The sequence below is a fragment of the Pseudomonas sp. HPB0071 genome (genome assembly GCF_000478505.2).
GTDB lineage: Bacteria > Pseudomonadota > Gammaproteobacteria > Pseudomonadales > Pseudomonadaceae > Chryseomonas > Chryseomonas luteola.
The window spans coordinates 2,699,571-2,724,694 of the sequence record NZ_KI517367.1; the positions used below are offsets into that span (position 1 = coordinate 2,699,571).

Below are 25,124 nucleotides of genomic sequence, written 5' to 3' on the forward strand. Positions count from 1 at the left end.
GAGCTGCAAATTATGTCGATGTCCGATCGTGACGGTGTGATCTGGTATGACGGTGAAATGGTGCCGTGGCGCGATGCGACCACCCATGTTCTGACCCATACGCTGCATTATGGAATGGGTGTGTTCGAAGGCGTTCGCGCTTACAACACCCCTCAGGGCACAGCAATCTTCCGTCTACAGGCGCACACGGATCGTCTGTTCGACTCCGCCCACATCATGGGCATGAAGATGCCTTTCACCAAAGACGAGATCAACGAAGCGCACCGTGCGGTGATTCGTGATAATAACCTTGAAAGCGCCTATCTGCGTCCGATGGTGTTCTACGGATCGGAAGGCATGGGACTGCGTGCGACCGGTCTGAAGGTGCATGTGATCGTGGCTGCCTGGCACTGGGGCGCCTACATGGGTGAGGAGGCGCTGGAACAGGGCATCAAGGTACGTACCAGCTCCTATACCCGTCACCACGTGAACATCTCCATGACCCGTGCAAAGGCCAACGGACACTACATCAACTCGATGCTGGCACTGCAGGAAGCCATTTCCGGCGGTGCAGACGAGGCCCTACTGCTGGATCCGGAAGGTTATGTGGCTGAAGGCTCCGGTGAGAATATCTTCATCATCAAGGACAATGTCATCTACACGCCTGAAGTAACGGCATGCCTCAACGGCATCACCCGTAACACCGTGCTGACACTGGCCAAGGAGCATGGCTACGCATTGGTTGAAAAGCGTATTACGCGTGACGAAGTCTATATTGCGGATGAAGCATTCTTTACTGGTACTGCCGCTGAAGTGACCCCCATCCGTGAAGTCGATGGACGCACCATCGGAGCCGGCCGCCGTGGTCCGGTGACCGAAACGCTGCAAAAGGCCTACTTCGATCTGGTCACCGGCAAGACTGATAGCCATGCCGAGTGGCGTACCGCAGTGAAATAAGCCGCACGTACAAGGCTCATGGTAGATACTATGAGCCTTGTACGTTGTAGCGTGAGCCTATGAGAATTCTGATAATCGGTCCTTCCTGGGTCGGCGACATGGTGATGGCGCAGACGCTGTTCAAGAGTCTGCAGGCGCTTCATCCCGGTTGTGCCATTGATGTGCTGGCGCCTGATTGGAGCCGTCCTCTGCTTGAGCGGATGCCCGAAGTACGCTCGGCGCTGAGTTTTCCGCTTGGGCATGGTGCTTTTGAGCTGGCAACGCGTCGGCGTATCGGTCGTAGTCTGCGCGGTCAGTACGATCAGGCCATTCTGCTGCCAAATTCGCTCAAGTCGGCCCTGGTTCCCTATTTTGCGGGCATTCCCAAGCGCACCGGCTGGCGCGGCGAGATGCGTTTCGGCCTGCTCAATGACATACGAACACTGGATAAGGCGCGCTACCCGCTGATGATTGAGCGCTTTATCGCACTGGCCTATCCGCCTGGGGCTGAGTTGCCCAAGCCTTATCCACATCCCCAACTGCGAATCGAGTCTGCCAGCCGCGACGCGGCACTTGGCAAGTTTGGCCTGGAGCTGGACAGGCCGGTGTTGGCGTTATGTCCAGGTGCCGAGTTTGGTGAATCCAAGCGCTGGCCAGCGGCTCACTACGCTGAGGTGGCCAATGTAAAGATCAGGGCAGGGTGGCAGGTCTGGCTGTTCGGCTCGCAAAAGGATAATGCAGGCTGCGAGGAAATCCGCGAGCGGTTGATTCCAGGCCTGCGCGAAGAGGTCATGAACCTGGCGGGTCAGACGGCACTGGCCGAGGCTATCGACCTTATGTCCTGCGCGTCGGCAGTAGTCAGCAACGATTCTGGCCTCATGCATGTCGCCGCCGCACTGGATCGCCCACTGGTGGCGGTCTATGGATCGACGTCCCCAGGTTTTACACCACCCCTGGCCGAAGAGGTTGAGGTCGTACGGTTGGGTATTGAGTGCAGCCCGTGTTTTGATCGGACCTGTCGATTCGGACACTACAACTGCATGCGTCTTCTGGAGCCTGCTGCCGTGCTGCGTGCACTGGATCAACTGGTTGCTGATCCTGTCGAGGTGGAATAAGTGCGGGTGCTTTTGATCAAGACATCGTCATTGGGCGATGTGATTCATACGTTGCCGGCTCTGACGGATGCCAGTCGCGCGTTTCCGGGAATCCGCTTCGACTGGGTTGTTGAAGAAGGCTTTGCCGAGATTCCATCCTGGCACCCAGCGGTGTCTCAAGTCATTCCTGTAGCGATTCGCCGGTGGCGTAAAAACCTTTTCCAGACACTGAAAAACGGAGAGTGGTCGCGCTTTAAGGAGCGTCTGCGAGATACTCACTACGATGTGGTGATCGATGCCCAGGGGCTTCTGAAAAGTGCATGGTTGACTCGGTACGTCAAAGCGCCGGTGGTGGGGCTTTCGCGCGAGTCGATTCGCGAGCCGCTCGCAAGCCGGTTTTATGACCGAACCTGCCAGGTTGCCTGGGGGCAGCATGCCGTCGAACGACTCAGGCAACTGTTTGCTCAGGCCCTGAGCTATCCCTTGCCAGAGTCCACTGGCGATTACGGCCTGGATCGCACACGTCTTGCCGAGCCCCAGGCAAGCGGACCTTATGTATTGTTTCTGCATGGAACGACCTGGGCGACCAAGCACTGGCCGGAGCGCTATTGGCGTGAGCTGGCTGAAGCGGCTCGGCAGCTCGGAGTGCTGGTAAGCTTACCGTGGGGAAATGATGTCGAGCGAGAAAGAGCAGAACGTATCGCCTCGGGACTTGAACATGTGTCAGTTCTCCCCAAGATGTCATTGGCTGGGGTGTCCCGCGTACTGGCTGGCGCCAGCGCTTGCGTGGCAGTCGATACAGGACTGGGGCATCTGGCTGCTGCGCTGGATGTGCCGACACTGTCACTGTTCGGGCCGACCGATGCCAGACTGACGGGTGCCTATGGTCGTTCCCAGGTGCACCTCACCAGCGACTGGGTCTGTGCGCCTTGCCTGCAGAAGCAGTGTACCTACGCTCCCACTGAGGACGACCGGAGACTGTTTGATATTTCCGAAGAACAGCCCTTGTGCTTCTCGCGTGTCAATCCGGCACGGGTTTTCGCCTCTCTGGAAGCGATGCTGTCCAGCAAAGGACAGCGTTTGTGCTGAGTTATCATGGTTCGACAGGTTTGAACATCATCACCTGCCACGGTGATCCGCTATTTTTTATGGGCATATGCTGATGCGTCTGGCTTTTGTTCTTTACAAATACTTTCCCTTCGGGGGGCTACAGCGTGACTTCATGCGCATTGCCCAGGAGTGCCAGCGTCGTGGTCACTCCATTCGTGTCTATACGTTGATCTGGGAGGGTCCTGTACCTGACGGATTCGACGTGCGCGTTGGATCGGCCAAGGCGCTGTTCAACCACAAGCGCAATGAAAAGTTTACAGCCTGGTTCCAGCGCGATCTGACCAATGATCCAGTGGATCGCATCATTGGCTTCAACAAGATGCCTGGTCTGGACGTGTATTACGCGGCCGATCCCTGCTTTGAGGAAAAGGCGCAGACACTGCGTAACCCGCTGTACCGCAAGTGGAGTCGCTATCGTCATTTTGCCGAGTACGAGCGGGCCGTGTTTGCGCCCGAGTCCAAGACCCAGGTTCTGATGATCTCGGAGGTCCAGCAGCCGTTCTTCGTCAAGCACTACGGGACGCCTGCCGAGCGTTTTCATCTGCTTCCGCCTGGTATCGCAGCAGACCGCCGCGCACCGCCCAATGCCGAAGAAATACGCAAGGCGTTTCGCCAGGAGTTCGGTCTGGACGCTACGTCACTGCTGGTTGTGCAGATCGGTTCGGGCTTTAAGACCAAGGGGCTGGATCGCTCTCTGCGAGCAGTCGCCTCGCTTCCCAAGGCACTCAAGAAACGGGTGCGCCTGATTGTTATCGGGCAGGACGATCCCAAGCCGTTTCTGTTGCAGACCAAGGCGCTGGGCATTTCCGATCAGGTGGATATCCTCAAGGGACGCAGCGATATCCCGCGTTTTCTTTTGGGGGCGGATCTGTTGATTCACCCAGCTTATAACGAGAACACGGGAACGGTACTGCTGGAGGCATTGGTGGCCGGTTTGCCTGTGCTGGTGACCGATGTCTGTGGCTATGCTCACTACATCACGGACGCCGACTGCGGCCGGGTAGTGCCTAGCCCATTTGAGCAGGAGCAGCTCAATACCCTGTTGGCCGACATGCTAAGCGATGATTCGCAGCGCACTGCATGGTCCCGTAATGCCCTCGCTTATGCCGAGACTGCCGATCTGTACAGCATGCCCGAGCGGGCGGCTGATGTCATTCTGGAGCCGCGCTTGTGAAGCTTGTGCTTGAAGAGCCTTTTCGCTCCCTGTGGGCGGGTCGCGATGCCTTTGAAGCGGTAGAAGCGCTTCAGGGAGAAGTTTTTCGGGAGTTGGAAGGGCGACGTACCCTGCGTACCGAAGTCAATGGCAAGGGGTATTTCGTCAAAATCCATCGAGGGATTGGATGGGGTGAAATTGCCAAAAACTTGTTGCAGTTGAAACAGCCGGTACTGGGTGCGGGGCAGGAGTGGCAGGCTTTGCAGCGCCTGCATGAGGCTGGTGTGCCTACCATGAACGCCGTGGCTTTTGGTGAGCGAGGCAGTAACCCGGCCGAGCAGCACTCTTTCATTATCACGGAGGAATTGGCACCTACCGTCAGCCTGGAAGACTACACGCTGGCTTGGCCTGTTCAGCCTCCCAAGGCGAGTACCAAATGGGCTCTGATCGATGAGGTGGCCAAGATGACAGGCACGATGCACCGTGCAGGGGTCAACCATCGAGACTGCTACATCTGTCACTTTCTATTGCATACCGATCGGCCCGTTGAGCCGGGTACATTGAGGCTGTCACTCATCGACCTGCATCGCGCTCATACGCGAGACCAGGTGCCTAGACGCTGGCGCGACAAGGACCTGGCTGGTCTGTATTTCTCTGCACTGGGTATCGGGCTGACTCAGCGGGATTTCCTGAGGTTTCTTCGTGTGTATTTTCAGCGGCCATTGCGGCAGATTCTGCGAGAAGAGGCCGCGCTCCTGCAGCGATTGCAGCGCAAGGCCGAACGGCTCTACGAACGCAAGCAGCGTTACGGAGACAGGCTCTGATGGCCCAGTGGCGTATTGATCCCTCTGTAGAGCATATAGCGGAGTTTGCCAGTCTTGAACGGGTATTCACCTTGCAAGGCGAGCATTTGACCAATGACCCTCTGTCTGAAGTGATACGTGTCACTTATGAGGGGATTCGTTATTACGTTAAGCGCTATACCGGCGCAGGCAAGGGCCTGCGTCGGTATATGGGCCGTCCTCGCGTCAAGTCTGAGTGGCAAAATCTTAAACGCTTTGCCAGATGGGGTATTCCAACAGCGCCTGTCGTGGCCTGGGGACTTGAGCGCTCAGGCGGACAATTTACCCGCGGCGCCATGATAACTCGTGAAATTCCCCAGACCGATGACCTGGCTGTCATGGCCAATCACGATGATCCGCGCTTGAGTGATCCGGCCTGGGTCGATCAGTTGAGCCTGCAGTTAGCACGTGCTACTCGCACCATGCATGACCATCACTTCGCTCATAATGATTTGAAGTGGCGCAATCTGCTGGTTGATCAAGCCGGTACGCTGTACCTCATCGATTGTCCGGCAGGGGCCTTTTGGTTTGGTTCCTGGCTCAGGCGACGCATCATCAAGGATTTGGCCTGCCTGGATAAGGTCGCTAAATACAAGCTTTCACGTACGCAGCGGCTGCGATTCTACTTGCGTTACAAGGGGCGGCAGCGGCTAAGAGACTCCGACAAGGAGCGAATCGTACATGTATTGAATTATTTCAAGGGGCGCGAATGAGCGATTTCCTGTCTGCCAAAGATGCCGCCATACTAGAGCGGCACGGGCTCTCAACGTTCGAAGCGCTCTGGTCGCTTCAGCTGGAGGCGGTCGACGAGCCTAACGCCAGGCGTGGCGGCTGGAGCACCGTCTACCGGCTCGATCTCGACGAGGCGTCCTATTTCCTCAAGCGTCAAAGCAATTACCTGACGCATGACCTGCTTCACCCCCTGGGAGAGCCCACCTTTGCTCGGGAGTTTCGTAACATCCAGCGTTACAGCACGCTCGGTATTCCGGCACTGGAAGCTTCGTTCTTTGGCGAGCGCAAGGTAGGGAATGAACGGCAGGCCATTCTGCTGACGCGAGCATTGGATGGATGGCGGGATCTGGATAGCTGGCTGGCCGAATGGCCAGAGCTACCCGAGCGGACACGCCATACGCTCCTGGCGGCTATAGGCGTACTTGCCAGAACCCTGCATGCAGCGGGGCGTATTCATGGCTGTTTTTATCCCAAGCACATCTTTCTTCAGGAGCAGGAAAGCGGGTTTCTAACGCGCCTAATTGACCTTGAAAAAACACGCCTGTTGCTATTAGGGCGTAAGGACAGGGTTAAGGACCTGGAGCCGTTACTAAGGCGCGCACCGGTCTGGAGCGAGGCGGAAGTCCGGCTGTTCCTGGCGGCTTATCTACAGATGGCGCCTGATAGCCGTGAAGTCGATACTTGGTTACGCAAGCTCAGCGTGCGTCGTCGCAGCAAGGAAACGCGTCCATGAAACTGGATGAGCTAGCCCGGTCTGGGCGAGCCCCAGCGCTGCCCGTTCAGATTGAATTGCCTGAGGGCTCGCTGACTCTGATATCACTCCTGCGCGTGTTACCTGGACAACGCTATGTAGGTGAGGCTCGGTGGCAGGGCCGCTCGGTGCTGGCCAAGCTGTTTGTAGGCGCTCGCTCGGAGCGACACTATACGCGTGAGCGTGAAGGTTGCCGTTTACTGATCGACAACCAGCTGACAACGCCGGCTGTTGTGGCTGAAGGCTTCGAGGCCGACAAGGGCGGCTGGTTGCTGTTTGAGTTTCTGGAGAACGCAGTGAGCCTGGATGCCTTGTGGCGAAGGGTCGATCAGGAACCTCCTCTTTCTGATAGTCAGCAGGACGTCTTGGGGATGTCGCTGGCTGCCATTGGCGAGTTACATGCCAAGGGTCTCTGGCAGGACGACTTGCATCTGGACAACCTTCTTCAACAGGACGGGAACATCTACGTTATAGATGGGGCTGACATTCACGCCGAGTCCCAGGGAAAGCCCCTTCCTCAAAAGCAGGTTATGCAAAACCTAGGCGTCTTTTTCGGACAGCTGCCTGCCCGGTTTGACGCCTATATCGAAGAGTTGCTGGTGCATTACCTGCTGGTGAATGGCGAGCATGCCCTGAGACCGGAAGCGATCCAGCAGGAAGCGATCCGCATTCGCACATGGCGCCTAAAAGACTTTCTGGAAAAAGCCGGACGAGATTGCAGCCTGTTCAAAGTGAGCCGATCCAGTGAAGGCATCCTGGCCATGCGCCGGGACAGCGAGGCGGTGGTGGAACCGCTGTTGGCCGATCCAGACCGTTTCATTGCCCAGGGACACCGCTACAAGGATGGCGGCGCCGCCACGGTGGCGCGTGTGGAGCATGCTGGGAATATTTATATTCTGAAGCGCTATAACATCAAGGGCTTTGGGCATTGGTTGACGCGCTTTTGGCGGCCCAGCCGCGCCTGGCATAGCTGGATCCAGGGGAATCGCCTGCGCTTTCTGGGCATCGACACGCCTAAACCCTTAGGCGTAATGGAAAAGCGCTGGCTAGGTTTGCGCCGGCGTGCCTACCTGATTACCGATTATGCGTCAGGGCAGGATATACTGGCGCGCTTTGAGCCGTACCGGGATAGCGCCCCACCTGAGCAAGACTTGGCCGCGCTGGATGTTCTTTTTGAGGGACTGATTCGCGAACGAATCAGTCATGGCGATTTAAAAGGGAATAATGTGCTCTGGAATGGCAATCACTGGTCGTTGATCGACCTGGATGCCATGACTCAGCACACGAGCCAGCAGCAATTTGAGAAAGCCTTTGCACGAGATCGTGAGCGCTTTCTGCGGAACTGGCCCAAGAGCAGTGCCCTGTACCGGCTGCTTGATGAACGCATTCCATCCCTGCCTGGGCGCAGGGATGATTACTCTAGAGGTTGAACCTGTGGCATTGACGATTCTGGGCCTGTCCGGCGCCCTGAGCCATGATCCTTCCGCTGCACTTTATATCGACGGCAAGTTGATCGCGGCGGCTGAAGAAGAGCGCTTCGTGCGTGACAAGCATGCCAAGAACCGCATGCCCTATGAGTCGGCCAAATTCTGCCTGGAGCAGGCCGGTATCAAGCCAAAGGATGTGGATGTCGTAGCTATTCCATTTGCGCCGATCAGCCTGTTTGGCGAGGCTCGCTGGCATTATGCCAAGCGCTATGCCTATGCTCCTGACCGCGCGCTGGATGCCATTCTCTTTGGTAATCGCCGCTACAAGCGCTACCACAAGCGCATCCAGTGGTGCCTGCAGCAGTTGGGCTTTGATTTGAAAAAAATCAAGATCGAGCCTGTCGAGCATCACCTGGCCCATGCCTCCAGTGCCTACCATTGCTCCGGTTTTACTGAAAAGACCGCCATTCTAGGCATTGATGGCAAGGGTGAGTACGCGACTACCTTTTTTGGCTATGGCGAGAACGGTAGGATCCACAAAATCAAGGAGTTCTATGATCCGGACTCCCTGGGTGGGCTCTACGGTGCGATTACTGAATTCCTCGGCTTTGAAATGCTTGATGGCGAATTCAAGGTCATGGGGATGGCACCCTATGGCGACGCAAGCAAGTATGATTTCTCCAGGCTGGCGAAATTCGAGAACGGCGAGCTGATCATCAATACCGATTACGCTAACGTCATCGGCTTCCGTCGCTATAAAGAAAAGGGCAAGGGCTACTACTTCTCGCCCAAGCTGATCGAGTGGCTTGGCCCGAAGCGGGAAGGGGATATCGCCGATGATCCCTATATTCATTATGCAGCCAGCATGCAAGCGCTCTTCGAAAAGCTGGCGCTGGAGATGATGGATTACTACCTGGGCGATATCATCAAGGAAGCCGGCAAGATTGCCTTTGCTGGCGGCTGCGCCTTGAACGTCAAGCTCAACCAGAAGATTATTGCGCGTCCAGAGGTCAAGGAGCTGTTCGTTCAGCCGGCGTCTGGTGATGCAGGAACGGCAGTCGGTGCGGCAGCCTACGTATCGCACCAGCGCGGTGTGCCGGTCGAGAAAATGGAACACGTCTACCTCGGGCCGTCCTATAGTAACGAGGACGTAATTGCCGCCTGTGCCCGTCACCCTAATGCACCCAAGTGGCGCAAGCTCGACGACGTCCCCCAGCGTATCGCTAAAATCATGGTGGACGGCAATCCGGTGGCCTGGTTCCAGGGCCGCATGGAGTTCGGCCCGCGTGCGCTGGGCGGCCGTTCCATCATTGGCTGCCCGAGCGTTCCGGGTGTGGCCGACCGTATCAATGAGCAGATCAAGTTTCGCGAACGGTGGAGACCTTTCTGCCCTTCGATGCTCGACACCGTGGCACATGAGATGCTCAAAGTCGACCATCCTTCACCCTTCATGACGTTTACCTTTGAGGTCAACGAAGAGTGGAAAAACCGTGTAGGCGAGGTTGTCCATGAGGACGGTACTTCCCGCGCCCAGGTGCTGGAGCGTCGACACAATCCACGCTGGTATGACCTGATGAAGGAGCTGGAAAACCTGACGGGCAACGGCGTTTCGTTGAACACCTCATTGAATCGTCGTGGTGAGCCGATGATCTGCTCACCGACTGATGCGCTCGATATGTTCTACGGATCGGATTTGCAATACCTGATCATGGAAGACATCCTCGTAGTCAAAGACGGTGCGGATGCCTATGACTCGATCAGCTGAACCAAGGGTTTTACAATTTTGCCATGGCTATGATGGTCCCTTTCTGGATTGTGCCCGGCAATACGCAAGCCTGTTCAAGGGAACAGGCTATCGGGTCACGACAGTCTTTCTGACCGGCGCTGCCGATGCCGAGGTTGCCACCCAGTGCGCCTCGGATGAGGTGCTGTTCATGGAGTACAGCTCCAAGGATATTCGTGGATTGAAGCTTGGTGCTATCCGTGCACTGCGAGAGATTGTTCGCTCCAGAGGCATACGGTTCATCATTGCCCATCGCTTCAAGCCGATCTGGATTGCCTGCCTGGCTACCAAACTACCTGTCATCGGCGTCCATCACGCCTTTGGAGATTACGATCGCTTGGGGCGTAGGCTCTTCGCCAATGCCATGAGCAAACGGCTAAGACTTCTGGCGGTTTCCGATGCCGTTCGTGATGAGCTCCGACAGCGTTTGACCAAATGGCCAGCCGATTACATTGAAACGCTATACAACCGTATCGATGTTGCTGCGATACAGGGCCAGGTACTACATGGTGAGCAGGCGCGAGAGGCTTTGAAGTTACCTCAGGATGCCTGGATTGTAGGAAACGTAGGGCGGCTGCATCCGGACAAGGATCAAGCCACTCTACTAAAGGGCTTTGCCCAAGCGCTTCCTTCTCTCCCCGCACACGCTCTGCTGGCTATTGTGGGGAAGGGCCGACTGGAGGAAGAACTCAAAGACCTGGCTCGTGAACTTGCTATTGCTGATCGTGTAGTGTTTCTGGGGCAGGTAGCCGATGCGCGATGCTATTTCAAGGCCTTCGATGCGTTTGCATTGAGCTCCGATCACGAACCCTTTGGGATGGTACTGCTGGAAGCCATGGCGGCAGGCGTACCCATTATTGCAACCGCTTGTGGCGGCGCACGTGAAATCATCGATGGTGTCGGTTTGCTATTCCCTCTGCGGGATACCGAAGCGCTGAGTGGCGGGTTGATGCACTTATCACGCCTAAGTCCAAGTCAGCAGAGTGCGTGTGTTCAGCATATGCGGGAGCGGTTGGATGATCGTTTCAGTGACGAAGCGGGTAGGGCTGCTTTCTGGCGTTTGCCTATGATCAGGCAGCTTTCAAAAGATATAGAACTGGCTGCAATACACTCATGATGTGTTCTCTGTTTATCGCCAACAGTCATTGACCGGCGCTCTCGTATGAAAGTATTGATGCTTGTACAAAAAGAGCAGCGTGTCATCCTGGATGCGCTATACCAGGCTATAGCCGAGCAGTGCGACTGTGATCTACGGTGGTTGGACAGTGAGGAGCAAGCCAACCTCAAGCGCTACTTCCGTGAGCATGTCGATCTGGCGCGCTATGAGCGGGTAGTTCTTTTTCTGCGCTTCAAAAAACAACTCAAGCAAGTCGGTTTTATCCGGACTTTGCCCAACCTTGTCGAACTGGAGCATGACGCCTACCAGAACTATATTCGCTGTAAGTACACCGGCAAGTTCAGCGCGTATTACCGGCGGATGCCCTGGGTCCGGGTACTTTGCTCGGGTGCTGGCGTGACCCAACGCTTGCAACAGGAAAATGTAGATGCTGTCTTTGCTCCCAAAGGCTATGACGCAGCAGGACTCTGGAATATGGGTGTGCCCAGGGACATTGAGCTCGGTTTTGTCGGAAGTCTTAAAAGCGTTGCCTATAGTGGACGTAAACAGCTTTTGGAAGAGCTGGGTAAGGTTGAACCGCTCACCGTTACGCGTACTGAGTCAGGCGATGAATACCGAGAAATGCTGAATCGCATCCGGTTCTTCGTCAGTGCTGATGTAGGTATGGGTGAATACATGATCAAGAACTTCGAAGCCATGGCGTGTGGCTGTGTTCTGTTCGCTTACGATCAGGGGAGCGTAGAAAACAATGCGCTTGGTTTCGTCGACATGCAGAATGTTGTGCTGTATTCATCCGTTGATGAGCTCAGACAAAAGCTTGCCTTGCTTAGACAAAACGCCGAGCTTGCCGAGCGTATTGCCCAAGAGGGTCAGGCTCTCGCACAAACCCATTACAGTTTTCAGGCCTTAGGCAGGCATATTGTCAAAGCTTTGGAAGCTCCGTTGCGTGAACGGCAGCCAGCTAACTGGCGCGATCGCTGGCTACCTTGGTTTCAACGCTGAACCGGCGTTCTGCTTCTAGATTTGCGGGTACAGTAATTGGAGCCCTCTATGTCCTCATTCTTCGAGCCCAACCGCTTGGTATACCTGGCGTTCGGCTCAGAAACCTATCATCAGGAAGCTTTTTTCAGCATCGTCAGTGCATTGTCTCGCCTTGATAAAACGAACCTGTCGAAGCTGGCAATTCATGTATACAGTGATCGTGAATTCATCTATGACGAGCTGCCTGTTACCGTCCATATCATTTCAGCAGAGCAGTTGGCTGAGTGGGCGCGTCCTATCGATTATCACTTCCGTGCCAAACATGTATTGCTGAGACAAGTGCTGGATACAAGCGAGAAAGCCATCTTAATCGATACAGACACCTTTTTTCGTCAATCTCCACAGGCATTGTTTGATCGTGTTGCGCCAGGAGCGTTGCTCTGTAACGCCATCGGTCCCTGCTTTGGCGAGGATCGGTCAGGGTTGCTTTACCAGACATTGGCAAGTCCACTGCAGCAGGAGGGGCTGGCCGATGATGACATGCCTATGACCAACTCGGGCGTTATAGGATTATGCCGTTCCGACGCTGACTTGCTGGATCATTCGATTTTTCTAATGGACCATTACCGAGCCCAGTCTCCTAAGGCATACACGCTAGAGGAGTTCATGCTGGCAGTGGCCGCGCGTAAGAAGCAGCTCCGACTGGCTGAGTGTACCGACATCATTCATCACTACTGGAGCCGCAAGCGGCTTTTTCGCGCTAAGGTTTGCGCTTGGTATGCCAAACACAGGAGTGATCCGCTTGGCCAGGCTGCGCTAGCAGATATCGATAATGTCTCGGATAAGTTACCGCGCCCGCCTGGTTTGCAGCGATTGCTCTATAAAATCCGAACCTCATATCTGAAGCCTGAGCAACGGCAGTTCGCACGTGAATTGCTTTACGGCTGCTATCCTTACTCCAATGAATTTGACCGTGCTTGCGGACCTGCCTGGTGGGAAAAGGCATTTGAAAACGCATGTGAGCGCTCTCGAATAGAAGTACCGCAGGACATGCTTTGGAAGTGGCTTGATGAGCCGGCCTTATGCAAGGCTGTTGGCGAAAAAAACCTATCGAAGATCAAAAAGCATCTGAGTAGGGTGAATAAATAAACAATGCGCTTTCTTGGCTTTGAGGGAGGCTCAAGAAACAAGGCGCTTTGAATACGGAGCTATCAGCTATGAGCAGTCAGGAAGGGCTATCAGAGGAAAACTGTCCGTTAGTGACAGTCATTATCGCATCCTACAACCATGCCCCATATATAGAGGCAAGCATTCTTAGCGTCCTCAAGCAGAGCTATCCTCATATTGAGCTCTTAGTGATTGATGACGGTTCTACGGACGATAGCGTTCAAAGAATTTTGCGTCTGCAAAAAGAGTACGGATTTGATTTCAGGCAGCAGCAAAACATCGGACTTAGCCGTACGCTAAACGGTGCGATTGAGCGGGCTTCTGGCGGCTTGATTGTTCCTTTTGGGTCGGATGATATCATGCTGCCCCAGCGCATCGAGCAACAGGTTACGTACATCAAAGATAAGCCCGAGGTGGGAATCTGTGCCGCTAATATCGACCTGATTGACGCGCACGGGCAACTCTATCCAGAAAAGCAGCAGAAGCATCGATATTTACCGTTCAGAAGGCTTAATTTCGAAGACCTTTTCTTGGATCTCAAGCCAGGCCCAATGGCTGCTACGCTCATGTTTCGCCGGGAAGCATTATTGAGAGTGGGCTGTTTCGACCCTAGCATCCGTCTTGAAGATCTCTATATCACGCTCAAAATTACGCAGGCGGGATATTACATTGATATTCTGGATGAGGTGCTTGCGCTTTATCGAAAGCATGAAAGCAATACATACAAGAATTTGCCGTTCATGGTCGAGAATGTACTGAAAACTTATGAGCGATTCAGTGATCATCCTGCTTATGGGCAGGTTAAAACGCAATTCCTGAATTCCATGTTTCTCAAGGCATCCAGCCGAAACAAGCCATTGGCCAGGGCGCTGCTACGAGACATTCCCATTCAGGCCTGGACACGCAAGACGGTGCGTGGCCTTTTGCGGCTGATGGTTCCAACTCACTAGACTTCATTCACTGCCTGAGGCTTTCGGGCAGTGAGGTGATAAATGACGGCTACGTTAAGTAAAGCCAGCGGGATCCATACTAGAAACCAGTGCTCCTTGGGGCGAGAAAGAAAAGAGCTTCCTTCTGTCATACCTGCCGCCAAGCCAAATACTACAAGCGTGCCGGTGATGAGTACGGCAGGCTCACGGCGTAAACGCCAGCCTTGTACCAGCGCAGTTAGATAAAGCACCATCCACAACGCAAGGCCGGTCAGGCCAGTTTGATACATGACGCCAAGGCTCAGGTTATGTGGATCCGCCAACATATGACCTACTTCTGGCAAGTCAATACGCATGGCTGCATCGAAGCCGTGCCCGAGCCAGAAGTCCTGCTGAATTTGCCGCCAGGCATCAGCCCATATGGCGGGCCGGAAAGAGGCTCCGCGCTGGGTGACTAGGCTTGGGTCAATCAATATCAGTCCAACAAATCCTATAATGACGCTGCCGACGATAAAAAGCGTTCGCCGGTTGGGATGTGCGAAACTGAGCCAGAGCATACTCATCGCAAGCGCAAACAAGGGAGTCCGCGAGCCCGTACAAAGAATCAACAAAAGTACCACTGCAAGGGCGGGCAGCGTGATCCAGGAGCTTATGCGTATCTTGGAGCACCAAGTGGCCAGCCAGAAGGCTGCGTAGAAGCCATAAATGTGAGTTGTCAGTAGCGGATTATAAAGCGCTCCATAACCTTCAAGACGGCCATGCGCGCCCTCTTTAACGTACCAAAGTAATGTCAGTAGGGCGCTAAGCGAAGCCAGTACGGCGCCCAGGAGCGTGGTTTTTATCATAAGGTCTGGGTAATGCCTTGCCATCAGGGCTGTGGCGAGAAGCATCATGAGCACATAGAGCGGGTACTTGATCAACGACAGATCACCGCTGTTGGGCGACCAAGCCAGACTGAGCGACACATAGAGTGCAAAAAGCACATACGCCCGTAGCAATGGGCTTTGGAATAGTTGACGCAACTGAGAAGGAGTCAACGAAACGGCTACCAATGTCGGGAAAGCCAGAAAAACATAGAACAACTTGTGATAAAGCGAGCGATCGCCAATCCAGAACATGCCTGTCAAAAGTGCTAGCCAGCCCACGGGCAGTACGAAGCGGACAATCCAGAGAGAAAGTTTCTCAGTACGAGGTAGTGGCGCTACGGTTCCTGATACATGAGAAGTCACTGGAAGAACTCTCTGGGCAGGTTTAACTGATGTCTGAGGGTCTTGCGTGTAAAAACGATGGATGAGTGAGCCAGATAGGCATTGAAAAAGGCTCGGCCATCATCCGTCATCAACCAAGCCCTGTCGTTTTCATAGCGCAACAGATGGTTAAAATTGCGTAGTCGCAAACGCTGTGACAATGAGCGTGACTGGCAGCGCAGGTCGGCTATATCGATCAGGCCCAATTCATATGCTGGCGTCTGAACAATGTTGCCTAGGTGGAGCGAGCGGAAATAAACACCTTGCTCATGTAACAAGGCTACAAAGCGACCCAGTTCGGTTTTGAGCTTTTCTGGCTCATCATTATTGAATAGCTGTCGGATCGTTTGTCCAGGTAATGGTGAATAGTGAACGATATCCCGCTCGATCGCGGCGACGCGATATACCTCGATAATGGTAGGCGTTTGAATATGACGTCGCTGCAACTGGCTGGCATTGTCTGCAAACCGTTGTGCGTAGGGATAAAACGCAGCTGAAGTCAGTAACCGCTTGCGCCTGAATAGCTTAAGGAAGCTGCCATCGGTCAGTTGCAACACCTTGTCACCGTACTGGTCCGCTTCTATGACGTGCGCCGCCTCGCGGAGTTTCAGGTAGTCTATTTTTTCAAGCTGTTGCATGTTGCTTCCGTCAAATCTGGGACGTGCATCTTAACTCATCTTCTAGTGATGCCTAGCCGCAATGAAGGTAAGGAAATCGCAAGAAGTCCAAGAGGCTGGGTCATGTAAGGTATTGGTATCTCATGCCAATACTATCGATCTTATTACGTACCGATGCTCCTATTTGGAGTACTACCATGTTCGTTTCTGATATGCAGAGTTGGACGTGATAATATCGGCCGTTTACTCAAGACAGTTATTTCAATCATGCAGACGACTCCTACGTCCCCGCGTGCAGAGCATTCAAGTCTCAAAATCTATCTGCGCCTCTTGGGCTATGTGCGTCCCTACATCGGACAATTTGCCCTCAGTATCGTAGGCTTTCTGATCTTTGCCTCGACTCAGCCCATGCTGGCCGGAATTCTCAAATATTTCGTCGATGGCCTGAACAACCCGAACGCGTCGATGTTTCCTGGCTGGCCTGTTATCGGCGAGCTGCATCTGCTGCAGGCTGTTCCGCTTCTCATTATCTTGATTGCTGCCTGGCAGGGCATCGGCTCGTTTCTGGGCAACTATTTTATTGCAAAGGTTTCGCTGGGGTTGGTTCACGATCTCCGTGTGGCACTGTTCAATCATCTGTTGATACTGCCCAACCGGTATTTCGATGCGAATAACTCTGGTCACCTGATCTCTCGTATCACCTTTAACGTCACCATGGTGACTGGCGCAGCGACTGATGCGATCAAGGTGGTGATCCGAGAGGGAATGACGGTGGTGTTCCTGTTCGCATCTCTGCTATGGATGAACTGGAAATTGACCCTCGTGATGCTGGCTATCCTGCCTATTATTGCCATGATGGTGACATCCGCCAGTCGCAAGTTTCGCAAGCAGAGCAAGAAAATCCAGTCGGCCATGGGAGATGTTACCCATGTAACGTCCGAGGCCATTCAGGGCTACCGCGTGGTTCGCAGCTTTGGTGGTGAGGCGTACGAGCGTAAGCGGTTCTTCGAGGCCAGCGAAAGCAATACTCAAAAGCAGCTGACCATGAACAGAACCGGTGCGGTTTATACGCCGATGTTGCAGCTGCTGATCTATACCGCCATGGCCGCCTTGATGTTCCTGGTGCTTTATCTTCGTGGTGATTCATCGGCCGGTGATCTGGTCGCCTACATCACCATGGCGGGACTGCTGCCCAAACCCATTCGGCAGTTATCCGAAGTGAGCTCGACGATCCAGCGCGGTGTCGCAGGTGCCGAAAGCATTTTCGAGCAGTTGGATGAAGTCCCGGAAGTAGACGAAGGAACTGAAGAGCGAGCTCGAGCGCAAGGGCGTCTGGAAGTCAGGAATCTGAACTTCACCTATCCCGGTACCGAAAAGCCGGTTCTGGACGATATCTCGTTCGTGGCGGAACCTGGACAGATGGTGGCGCTGGTAGGACGCTCGGGCAGCGGAAAGTCGACACTGGCCAACCTGATTCCCCGTTTCTATCAGCACACGCAGGGCCAGATTCTGCTGGATGATCTGGACATCCAGCGTTATCGGTTGCCCAATCTGCGTCGGCACATTGCTCTAGTGACACAGCAGGTCACGCTGTTCAACGACACGGTCACCAATAATATTGCTTATGGTGATTTGGCTGGTGCGCCATTCGAGCAGGTGCTCGAAGCTGCCAAGGCCGCCTATGCCGACGAATTCATCCAGCGTTTGCCTGAGGGTTATGAAACACTGGTCGGTGAGAACGGTGTACTGCTTTCGGGCGGTCAGCGTCAGCGTCTGGCCATTGCACGGGCGCTTTTGAAGAATGCGCCCCTGCTGATCCTGGATGAAGCCACCTCTGCATTGGATACCGAATCCGAGCGGCATATCCAGGCGGCGCTGGACAGGGTTATGACTGGCCGAACCACATTGGTGATTGCGCACCGGCTGAGCACCATTGAAAAGGCCGATCTGATTCTAGTCATGGATCAGGGGCGTATCGTGGAACGTGGTACGCATGCCGAGCTATTGGCGCAGAATGGCTATTATGCCCGCCTGCATAACAGTCAGGTTGAAAAAGGCGCAACGACACTCGATGAAGAAGGCACACACGTTTCATGATGGGGTTGTTTAGGGCGTGGCGTGAGCGGGGCTGGGTTGAGATTGATGCGCCAGCCTATGCCCGGGCGTGGCAAACATGGGGAGGCAGTGTTGCCACCCATCCAGAGATCGTTGCACGCCTGTCTGATCTGGTTGGGCTTCCGGTCCGCTATCTGGGATGGCCAGCCAGCGGCGAGCTGCAGATGGCGGTAGCGTGCTGGGATGGGCACATTGCGCTGTCTCGCGATGTGCTCAAGCGCAAGGGTAGACGTGATTACTTCGACCTGGGGAACGCAGAAATCATTCTGCCAGCTCAGGAGAATGCTCAGGCTCCGCTGCGCCAGAAGGCCCGGTATTTATCTTCGCTAAGTGCCGCGCATGTCTCGACCGCACGTCAGCAAAAAGAATGTCTGGCAATTGCACGTGCGCCGGAGGCGCTTTCAAAGAAGTTTCGTTACAACCAGCGCCGTGAATTGCGTCTGCTGGAAGAGGCGGGTGGGCAGGTTCGGCCTGTCAGTGACTTTACACCAGCAGAACTGGCAGCGTTCTATGCCGATCTGTTCGAGCGCCGCTGGGCCTTCGAGGTACCTGCCAAAGCTCATCTGGCTGACGTCTTCTCTCTGTTACGCGAATTCATGATGGGTTCCGTCATCTTTCTGGACGATGCTCCAGCTGCCATTCAGGTGCTTTACCGTGTCGAATCCCCTCGGTGGATCAGTGTTGAATACGTTAATGGTGGTGTGGCGCCGGAGAGCCGGGATTTCAGTCCGGGCAGTGTACTGAGCTTCCTCAATACCCAGGCGGCCTGGGAGGAGGCTCGTGCGCTAGGCAAGGACCTGCGCTTTTCGTTTGGCCGTGCGGATCGTGAGTACAAGGATCGCTGGTGCAACCGAGTGCCGGTCCACGAGGTGACGTGATGAGTGCGCGTAAACAAAGGTTACTCAAGCGGCACCGGCGCCATAAGCGGATCGCACTAGGTATCATTGCGTTGTTTCTGCTTGCTCTGCTCGGTGCTGCGTTTGTACAGGTGCTGCCTTGGTGGCTGGTACCTCTTGCGATAGTGGCTGCCTGGATTGTTCATGAGGCCTGGTTCGCGGATCATCTGTTCTATGCGCCACATGATGATTACCGGTATGACTTTCCTGAGAGCAGTGTACGCCTGCCGGTTGAGATCACGGACAACGTCTTGACGTTGAAAGGGTATGAGCTTTCAGATGAGTTGCAATCCCTGGTATTGGAATGCGAAATCAAGGCAGGCTTTTTAGGCCGCTTGTTCGACCCTTATGTTGTGATTCGCGCTGGTAGCCAGGAGGATCGTCAGGATTTCGAGCGGGGCGTGCAAGGTCGCCGCTACCTTAACCTGTCAGGCTTTTCCGAGGCCTTGCGTGAAGGGCGAGTATCTGTCCGGGGCCGTTTTTGCCGGGTCGTTGGTTCTGTGACACTGCATGGGTTTTCCAACCCAGATTATGCCTCCAAACGTGTAATGGTAATTGCGCCCCATGCGGACGATGCGGAGTTGGCCGCGTTCGGCCTTTACAGTGGTTGTGCCGAGGCTTCGATTGTTACCTTGACGCAAGGAGAGATCGAGGCCGAGTACTATGAGCGACTTGGCCTCAGTACTGCTGAAGCAGCCAGGCTCAAAGGACGCTTGCGGACATGGGACAGCCTGGCTGTACCGCTATGGGGCGGTGTACCCATGACGCGTTGCGTTCAGCTGGGCTATTTTTGCCTTCAGCTACCGGCCATGCATGCTGCGCCAGAGCAGGCGTTTGGCTCACGCGAGTCAGGTGATGTAGATATTCGTCCGGTACGGCGCTTTAATCCATTGCGTCTTCCGGGTGACACGGACGGACAACCCTCCTGGAATAACCTGGTTGCCGACCTGGTTGCGCTCATCGAACATTTTCAGCCGGAAGTGATGGTGTTTCCCCATCCCCAGCTGGACCCTCATGCGGACCATGTTCAGGCAGCCCAGGCGGTAGAGGAGGCCGTCCAGTTCAGTAGCTGGAAGCCAGATACGGCGTTGCTTTATGCGAACCACCTGCACGACAACGACCGCTGGCCGATGGGACCGTCGGGTAACGGTATCGCATTGCCGCCGGCCATCGAGCCTTTGCCGATGCTACCTGTCTGGAGTCCAGTGTTGAGTGCGCAGACTCAGCTCGATAAGGCCATGGCGCTGGGCATGCAGCATGATCTGCTTGTTCCGCCACCACTCAAGAAACGTTTGCGCCGACTGCTTCAGTCTGTTTTGACAGGGCGTCGATGGCCAGTGACGGGAGAGGACGAATTCTTTCGTAAAGCTGTTCGCCGTCATGAGCTGTTTTTCGTAAAAGATCTGAGGCATGGGCCGCTCGGGGACTGATTTAACCCTGTGGTATCATCGCCGCCGTTTTGACGTTTGGAGTCTTTCCATGAAGCTGACCATGCCCCGTTTTGATCAAGCCCCCGTGCTCGTGGTCGGCGATGTCATGCTCGATCGTTATTGGCATGGTGCAACGTCGCGAATCTCGCCCGAGGCGCCTGTGCCTGTCGTACGGGTTGATCAGAATGAAGATCGCCCCGGTGGTGCTGCCAACGTGGCGCTCAATATTGCTGCCTTGGGGGCACCGGCTTATCTGGTCGGTGTAACAGGCCAGGACGAGGCCGCCGACGCATTGGCTGACAGCCTGAAGGCCGCCAAGGTCGAGGCACGTTTTCAGCGTATTGCCGGACAGCCGACTATCGTCAAGCTGCGGATCATGAGCCGTCACCAGCAACTACTGCGTGTCGATTTTGAAGAATCATTCAAGACCGATACCCAAGCGTTGGCAGCAGATACGCGCTCCATGCTGGCAGGTGTAAAGGTGCTGGTCCTTTCCGACTACGGCAAAGGTGCGCTCAGAAACCATCAGGACCTGATCCAGCTGGCCCGTGCTCGTAACATTCCGGTACTGGCAGATCCCAAGGGCAAGGATTTTTCGATCTACCGGGGCGCCAGCCTGATTACGCCCAACCTGAGCGAATTCGAGGCGATTGTAGGACCTTGCACCGACGAAGCTGACCTGGTCGCCAAAGGCTGCAAACTGATCGCTGACCTGGAGCTGGGGGCACTGCTGGTAACCCGTGGTGAAAACGGGATGACGCTGTTGCGGCCTGACCAGCAGCCGTTCCATCTACCTGCTCGTGCTCGGGAAGTCTTCGATGTAACCGGCGCGGGCGATACCGTTATTTCGACTCTGGCGGCCGCGCTGGCTGCGGGCGAGGAGCTGCACAATGCGGTCGCTCTGGCGAACCTTGCTGCAGGTATTGTAGTGGGTAAGCTGGGCACTGCTGCAATCAGCGCTCCGGAGCTTCGCCGTGCTGTGCAACGAGAGGAAGGCTCGGAGCGAGGGGTATTGGCTCTGGAGCAGTTGCAGGTTGCTATTGAGGATGCACGTGCCCATGGCGAGAAAATCGTTTTCACCAATGGCTGTTTCGATATCCTCCATGCTGGTCATGTGGCTTATCTTGAGCAGGCACGTGCACTGGGTGACCGCCTGATTGTAGCGGTGAATGATGACGCATCCGTTACCCGCCTGAAGGGGCCGGGCCGCCCTATCAATACCGTCGATCGTCGAATGGCGGTGTTGGCCGGCCTGGGCGCAGTGGATTGGGTCATTCCTTTCAGCGAAAGCACACCCGAGGAGCTGCTCAAGCAGGTAAAGCCCGATGTGCTGGTAAAGGGCGGAGATTACAAGAGCGTCGATGAGGTAGTAGGAGCACCCCTGGTTCAAGCCTATGGTGGTGAAGTAAAGGTACTGGGCGTCGTCGAAAACAGTTCAACCACCGCAATTGTTGAGCGAATTCGCGGAAGCTCCTGATACAAACGGCGTCCGTCAGGACGCCTTCTCCTTGACTGTGCCCAGGCGGCTCAGCCAATCCTGCCAGCGTACCCGTTCTTCATGCACGAGCCAGCCGCGCTGTTCGGCAAAGCTTTCCGAGAGCCAGAGGCCTCGGGTGCTTACAGGCTGGCGTTGCCCCTCGTGTAAGGTAAACAGCTCGCCGGTAGGACGACCCTGATCCACTGCCAGCAGATAAATATCCGGGCGGCGCCTGTCCAGGCGTGCGATGAGCTGCCCATCCTCCACCTTGTCATCCACATGGAAAAGACTGGGCGTGCGGATATCCTTGGGTAGCTCCATCTGCATGTCATAGACCAGCTGCAGCGATGCGGTAGGTGTATGCACGTAAGCGCGTGGCCGCTCGATCAGCGCCAAACTGCCGCACTGGACAGGACGTGCGGCCCCAGTACGAGGGGTGAGGGTGAAATGGCCGTTTTCCCGGTACTTCAGTGCACCCTCGTAAGGCGTAGGCAACCAGGTATCGGTAAAACGGCCCTGTAGCCAACCGTCCGAGGTTTCAAACAGGCACTCTTCAGCCACTTCTTGAACGGCCGTAAGCAGTGGAAGGTTAAGCTCATGGGCAGGTACGTAACCAGATATCAGTTTCAGTACGGTATCGCCACGATCGACCCGCTTCTGACGGACCAACAGCCAATGATCATGCCCTTGCCAGTTCAGCGTGATCCTGACCGAAACGCCCAGGTTTGCCAGCTCAAGTGAAAAGCGTTGTTCATCTTCGACGACAATCGGACGGCGGCGCTCCAGCACCTCGTTGAAATTCAGGGGTTGGCCCAAGGCCTGGTAAACCAGCTTTTCCGGGCTGCCTTCAACCAGCAGCGGCAGGGTCTTGAATGCCTTGGGGTTCTGACGCGCAATGAGTTGAGGCATGGCAGACTCCTGAAATTGTTATCATGGATGCCCCGTGCGCGTTAACGTCTGGACTCGATCACGCTAGCAGCGACACGGACATTATGCGACAGGTGCAACGGATTGATGGTTCCGATGATAGCGCTGGCCACTCCTGGATGACCAAGTACCAGTTCAAAACTGGCCTGGACGGGGTCCACGCCACTCCCAAGACAGACATGTCCGCTGGCCAGCGCCTTTTTGATGAGAATCGCCTTGCCAATAGCGGTCGCATGGTCGATGACCGGCCGCTCGCTCTGCTCGTTGAGGTTGTACGTCACCATGGCGCAATCGCCTTTGTCGAGCGCCAGCAGGCCACCCTCTACTGTCTTGCCGGAAAGGCCGAAAGCGCGAATGGAGCCCTCGCGCTTGAGCGTCTCCAGGGTCGTGTAGACATCTGATTGCTCCAGAATATCGAGATCGTGTCCGTTGGAGTGTACGAGTACCAAGTCAATGCAGTTGGTCCCCAATCGCCTCAGGCTGCGCTCGACGGAAAACCGAGTGTGCTGAGCACTGAAGTCGTGTCGTGATTGGCCGGACTCGAACTCTTCTCCCACTTTGCTGACGATAACCCAATTGTCGCGCTGCCCCTTGAGCAGCTTGCCCAGGCGCTCTTCGCTATGACCATAGGCGGGCGCGGTATCGATGAGGTTGATACCCAGCTCATGGGCAAGGGCCAGCAGGTCAGCGGCTTTACGGTCATCAGGAATCGTGAAGCCATTGGGATATTTCACACCCTGATCGCGGCCCAGCTTCACGGTACCAAGCCCCAGTGGTGAAACCATGAGTCCGGTCGCGCCCAGGGGGCGGTAGTAATCGTGCAAGGTTTTCATGGCAACAGCGTCTCCCAAACTGGGATACCCATCGGTGGCATAGGGTGCGGAGGAAGGGCGGGGTGCGTACCGGGGCGAATACCTTCTCGCTCAAGGACCGCAAAGACTCGATCAGAAAAATCAGGCGCCAGGGCCAGTTTGGTTGGCCAGCCGACCAGTAGATGGCCGTGTTCCGCCACAAAGGCATTATCTGGACGGGCCATGCTGGACTGCGCCGGCTCTGCACGGTCTACCCGCAAGGTGGCCCACCGCGCCTGGGAGAGGTCTATCCAGGGCAGCAGCTTTTCCAGCTCATGACGAGCCACTGCAATCTGCTCGTCTTCTGAACGTGCTACACCTTCGGCTTCAGCCAGTTCACCTCCCAAGTACCAGACCCATTGCCCGTCAGCTGAGGGGTGTGTGGTCACTGTAATACGGGGCTTCGAACCGCCGCCCAGGCAGTGGGCATAGAGTGGTTTGAGTGTAGGCGCCTTGACCAGCACCATATGCAATGGGCGGCGCTGCATGGCCGGTTGCTCAAGGCCCAGGTCACGTAGCAGGGCTTCGGTGCCTCCGCCTGAGCTCAGTACTACTCGCTGAGCGCGGATAGGCTGGCCGTCCACGATCAGCCCCACCAGTTGCCCATCCTCAAGGATGGGGTCAAGGCGTTGTCCTTTCATCACGCTGTCACCTGCCAGCTCTGCCAGACGCGCAATGAGGCTCGGCACATCCAATACCAGCTCTGCCAAGCGATAGGCCTTGCCCTTGAAGGCACGATCCTGCAGGGCAGGAGGCAGGTCCGATCCCTTGACGGGCTCGACTCGACCGCGAACGGCCTTGCTTGCAAAAAAGCTGGTGAGGTTGCCGGCGAGCGTGCCGGGAGACCAGAGATAATGTGCTTCCGAAAGGATGCGGACACCCTGCAGATCCAGCTCGCCCGTCCCTGCCAGGCTGTCGCGCCAGCGGCGAGGCATTTCGGCAATGGCCTCCGAAGCACCTGTCAGCGCGCCGTGCAGGGCATATTTAGCACCGCCATGGATAATGCCCTGGGACTTCATGCTTTGCCCGCCCCCTAGGGTGCCCGACTCGATCAGGGTTGTGGCAAAACCCGCTCGGCGTAGACGGGCGTTCAGCCACAGGCCGGCAATGCCTCCGCCGACGATCAGAATATCGGTGCTCAGTGCTGGGCTCATGTGCAGGACTCTTTCAAAAACAGGCGTGCAGTATAACGTGAGGCGGTTGCAGACGTAGGTCTCAGGTCAATGTCCTGTACTCTTTGAAAACAGTTGAATGACGATAACGCCCAGGATGATAAGGCTCATGCCCAGTATGGCGGCCAGATCAAGTGTCTGCTTGTAGATGACGGCAGCCGCTATGCTGACCAACACGATTCCCATGCCTGACCAGATGGCATAGGCAATACCGACCGGAATAATCTTGACTACCTGAGAAAGAAGCCCAATGGCAACGGCGTAGCCAACGATAACCAGCACCAGCGGGAGCGGTTTGTTGAAGCCATCCAAAGCCTTCATTGCGGTTGTCGCAACGATTTCAGCCGCGATGGCAATAGCCAGATAAATGTAGCCGATCATAAGAAGCATC

23 protein-coding genes are annotated in these 25,124 nt (G+C 55.5%); 17 read left to right on the top strand and 6 right to left on the bottom strand.

What is annotated here, in order from left to right:
• The first annotated feature begins 12 nt into the window (after nucleotides 1–12).
• The 13 genes from HMPREF1487_RS12675 to HMPREF1487_RS12735 all read left to right on the top strand — a co-directional run bounded on the left by HMPREF1487_RS12675 (nucleotide 13) and on the right by HMPREF1487_RS12735 (nucleotide 14,022).
• Nucleotides 13–936, top strand: coding sequence for a branched-chain amino acid transaminase (locus HMPREF1487_RS12675; protein WP_010797051.1), 924 nt, complete (start codon nucleotides 13–15; stop codon nucleotides 934–936).
• Between the two features lie 59 nt (nucleotides 937–995).
• Nucleotides 996–2,030, top strand: coding sequence for a lipopolysaccharide heptosyltransferase II (gene waaF, locus HMPREF1487_RS12680; RefSeq protein WP_010797052.1), 1,035 nt, complete (start codon nucleotides 996–998; stop codon nucleotides 2,028–2,030).
• On the top strand, nucleotides 2,031–3,098 hold the full coding sequence (gene waaC, locus HMPREF1487_RS12685) for a lipopolysaccharide heptosyltransferase I (RefSeq protein WP_010797053.1): 1,068 nt from the start codon (nucleotides 2,031–2,033) through the stop codon (nucleotides 3,096–3,098).
• Nucleotides 3,099–3,171: 73 nt separating this feature from the next.
• Nucleotides 3,172–4,293, top strand: a complete 1,122-nt coding sequence (locus HMPREF1487_RS12690) for a glycosyltransferase family 4 protein (RefSeq protein WP_037030748.1) — start codon at nucleotides 3,172–3,174, stop codon at nucleotides 4,291–4,293.
• Entirely contained in the window at nucleotides 4,290–5,096 is an 807-nt protein-coding gene (gene rfaP, locus HMPREF1487_RS12695; RefSeq protein WP_010797055.1) for a lipopolysaccharide core heptose(I) kinase RfaP, read from the top strand. Before HMPREF1487_RS12690 ends, rfaP begins: the two co-directional genes overlap by 4 nt.
• Nucleotides 5,096–5,827 carry a lipopolysaccharide kinase InaA family protein gene (locus tag HMPREF1487_RS12700; protein ID WP_010797056.1) on the top strand — a complete coding sequence of 244 codons (732 nt, stop codon included), beginning with the start codon at nucleotides 5,096–5,098 and terminating at the stop codon, nucleotides 5,825–5,827. Before rfaP ends, HMPREF1487_RS12700 begins: the two co-directional genes overlap by 1 nt.
• Nucleotides 5,824–6,579 (top strand): lipopolysaccharide kinase InaA family protein, encoded by a 756-nt coding sequence (locus HMPREF1487_RS12705; RefSeq protein WP_010797057.1) that lies wholly within the window; start codon nucleotides 5,824–5,826, stop codon nucleotides 6,577–6,579. The genes HMPREF1487_RS12700 and HMPREF1487_RS12705 overlap by 4 nt, the downstream gene beginning before the upstream one ends.
• A complete protein-coding gene (locus HMPREF1487_RS12710; RefSeq protein ID WP_010797058.1) occupies nucleotides 6,576–8,027 on the top strand; it encodes a lipopolysaccharide kinase InaA family protein in 1,452 nt (483 codons plus the stop codon). Before HMPREF1487_RS12705 ends, HMPREF1487_RS12710 begins: the two co-directional genes overlap by 4 nt.
• Nucleotides 8,028–8,031: 4 nt before the next feature.
• On the top strand, nucleotides 8,032–9,789 hold the full coding sequence (locus HMPREF1487_RS12715; protein ID WP_010797059.1) for a carbamoyltransferase family protein: 1,758 nt from the start codon (nucleotides 8,032–8,034) through the stop codon (nucleotides 9,787–9,789).
• Complete coding sequence (locus HMPREF1487_RS12720) at nucleotides 9,773–10,924, top strand: glycosyltransferase (protein ID WP_010797060.1); 1,152 nt, start codon at nucleotides 9,773–9,775, stop codon at nucleotides 10,922–10,924. The genes HMPREF1487_RS12715 and HMPREF1487_RS12720 overlap by 17 nt, the downstream gene beginning before the upstream one ends.
• A 45-nt stretch (nucleotides 10,925–10,969) precedes the next feature.
• Nucleotides 10,970–11,926: a glycosyltransferase family protein gene (locus tag HMPREF1487_RS12725; protein ID WP_010797061.1), complete on the top strand. Its 957-nt coding sequence runs from the start codon at nucleotides 10,970–10,972 to the stop codon at nucleotides 11,924–11,926.
• A gap of 48 nt (nucleotides 11,927–11,974) precedes the next feature.
• Nucleotides 11,975–13,054 carry a hypothetical protein gene (locus tag HMPREF1487_RS12730; protein WP_010797062.1) on the top strand — a complete coding sequence of 360 codons (1,080 nt, stop codon included), beginning with the start codon at nucleotides 11,975–11,977 and terminating at the stop codon, nucleotides 13,052–13,054.
• 68 nt (nucleotides 13,055–13,122) lie between these two features.
• On the top strand, nucleotides 13,123–14,022 hold the full coding sequence (locus HMPREF1487_RS12735; protein ID WP_010797063.1) for a glycosyltransferase family 2 protein: 900 nt from the start codon (nucleotides 13,123–13,125) through the stop codon (nucleotides 14,020–14,022).
• Here HMPREF1487_RS12735 and HMPREF1487_RS12740 read toward each other — a convergent pair.
• On the bottom strand, nucleotides 14,019–15,230 hold the full coding sequence (locus HMPREF1487_RS12740; protein ID WP_010797064.1) for an O-antigen ligase family protein: 1,212 nt from the start codon (nucleotides 15,228–15,230) through the stop codon (nucleotides 14,019–14,021). The genes HMPREF1487_RS12735 and HMPREF1487_RS12740 overlap by 4 nt on opposite strands.
• The gene (locus HMPREF1487_RS12745; RefSeq protein ID WP_010797065.1) at nucleotides 15,227–15,886 is read right to left on the bottom strand and encodes a lipopolysaccharide kinase InaA family protein; all 660 of its coding nucleotides are present in this window, start codon (nucleotides 15,884–15,886) and stop codon (nucleotides 15,227–15,229) included. Before HMPREF1487_RS12745 ends, HMPREF1487_RS12740 begins: the two co-directional genes overlap by 4 nt.
• Nucleotides 15,887–16,132: 246 nt before the next feature.
• Between HMPREF1487_RS12745 and msbA the strand changes: the two genes are divergently transcribed.
• Genes msbA through hldE form a run of 4 tightly spaced genes read left to right on the top strand, consistent with a single transcriptional unit; the run spans nucleotide 16,133 to nucleotide 21,783 of the window.
• The gene (gene msbA / locus HMPREF1487_RS12750; protein ID WP_037029990.1) at nucleotides 16,133–17,962 is read left to right on the top strand and encodes a lipid A export permease/ATP-binding protein MsbA; all 1,830 of its coding nucleotides are present in this window, start codon (nucleotides 16,133–16,135) and stop codon (nucleotides 17,960–17,962) included.
• On the top strand, nucleotides 17,959–18,858 hold the full coding sequence (locus HMPREF1487_RS12755; protein ID WP_010797067.1) for a GNAT family N-acetyltransferase: 900 nt from the start codon (nucleotides 17,959–17,961) through the stop codon (nucleotides 18,856–18,858). Before msbA ends, HMPREF1487_RS12755 begins: the two co-directional genes overlap by 4 nt.
• Nucleotides 18,858–20,306, top strand: a complete 1,449-nt coding sequence (locus HMPREF1487_RS12760; protein WP_010797068.1) for a PIG-L deacetylase family protein — start codon at nucleotides 18,858–18,860, stop codon at nucleotides 20,304–20,306. Before HMPREF1487_RS12755 ends, HMPREF1487_RS12760 begins: the two co-directional genes overlap by 1 nt.
• Before the next feature lie 49 nt (nucleotides 20,307–20,355).
• A complete protein-coding gene (gene hldE, locus HMPREF1487_RS12765) occupies nucleotides 20,356–21,783 on the top strand; it encodes a bifunctional D-glycero-beta-D-manno-heptose-7-phosphate kinase/D-glycero-beta-D-manno-heptose 1-phosphate adenylyltransferase HldE (RefSeq protein ID WP_010797069.1) in 1,428 nt (475 codons plus the stop codon).
• Between the two features lie 15 nt (nucleotides 21,784–21,798).
• Here hldE and HMPREF1487_RS12770 read toward each other — a convergent pair whose 3' ends face one another.
• The 4 genes from HMPREF1487_RS12770 to HMPREF1487_RS12785 form a co-directional block, all read right to left on the bottom strand.
• The gene (locus HMPREF1487_RS12770) at nucleotides 21,799–22,692 is read right to left on the bottom strand and encodes a hypothetical protein (RefSeq protein WP_010797070.1); all 894 of its coding nucleotides are present in this window, start codon (nucleotides 22,690–22,692) and stop codon (nucleotides 21,799–21,801) included.
• Between the two features lie 41 nt (nucleotides 22,693–22,733).
• Nucleotides 22,734–23,543 carry an aldo/keto reductase gene (locus HMPREF1487_RS12775; protein ID WP_010797071.1) on the bottom strand — a complete coding sequence of 270 codons (810 nt, stop codon included), beginning with the start codon at nucleotides 23,541–23,543 and terminating at the stop codon, nucleotides 22,734–22,736.
• Nucleotides 23,540–24,715 (bottom strand): NAD(P)/FAD-dependent oxidoreductase, encoded by a 1,176-nt coding sequence (locus tag HMPREF1487_RS12780; protein WP_010797072.1) that lies wholly within the window; start codon nucleotides 24,713–24,715, stop codon nucleotides 23,540–23,542. The genes HMPREF1487_RS12775 and HMPREF1487_RS12780 overlap by 4 nt, the downstream gene beginning before the upstream one ends.
• A gap of 66 nt (nucleotides 24,716–24,781) precedes the next feature.
• On the bottom strand, nucleotides 24,782–25,114 hold the full coding sequence (locus tag HMPREF1487_RS12785) for a DMT family transporter (protein WP_010797073.1): 333 nt from the start codon (nucleotides 25,112–25,114) through the stop codon (nucleotides 24,782–24,784).
• Nucleotides 25,115–25,124 lie beyond the last annotated feature (10 nt).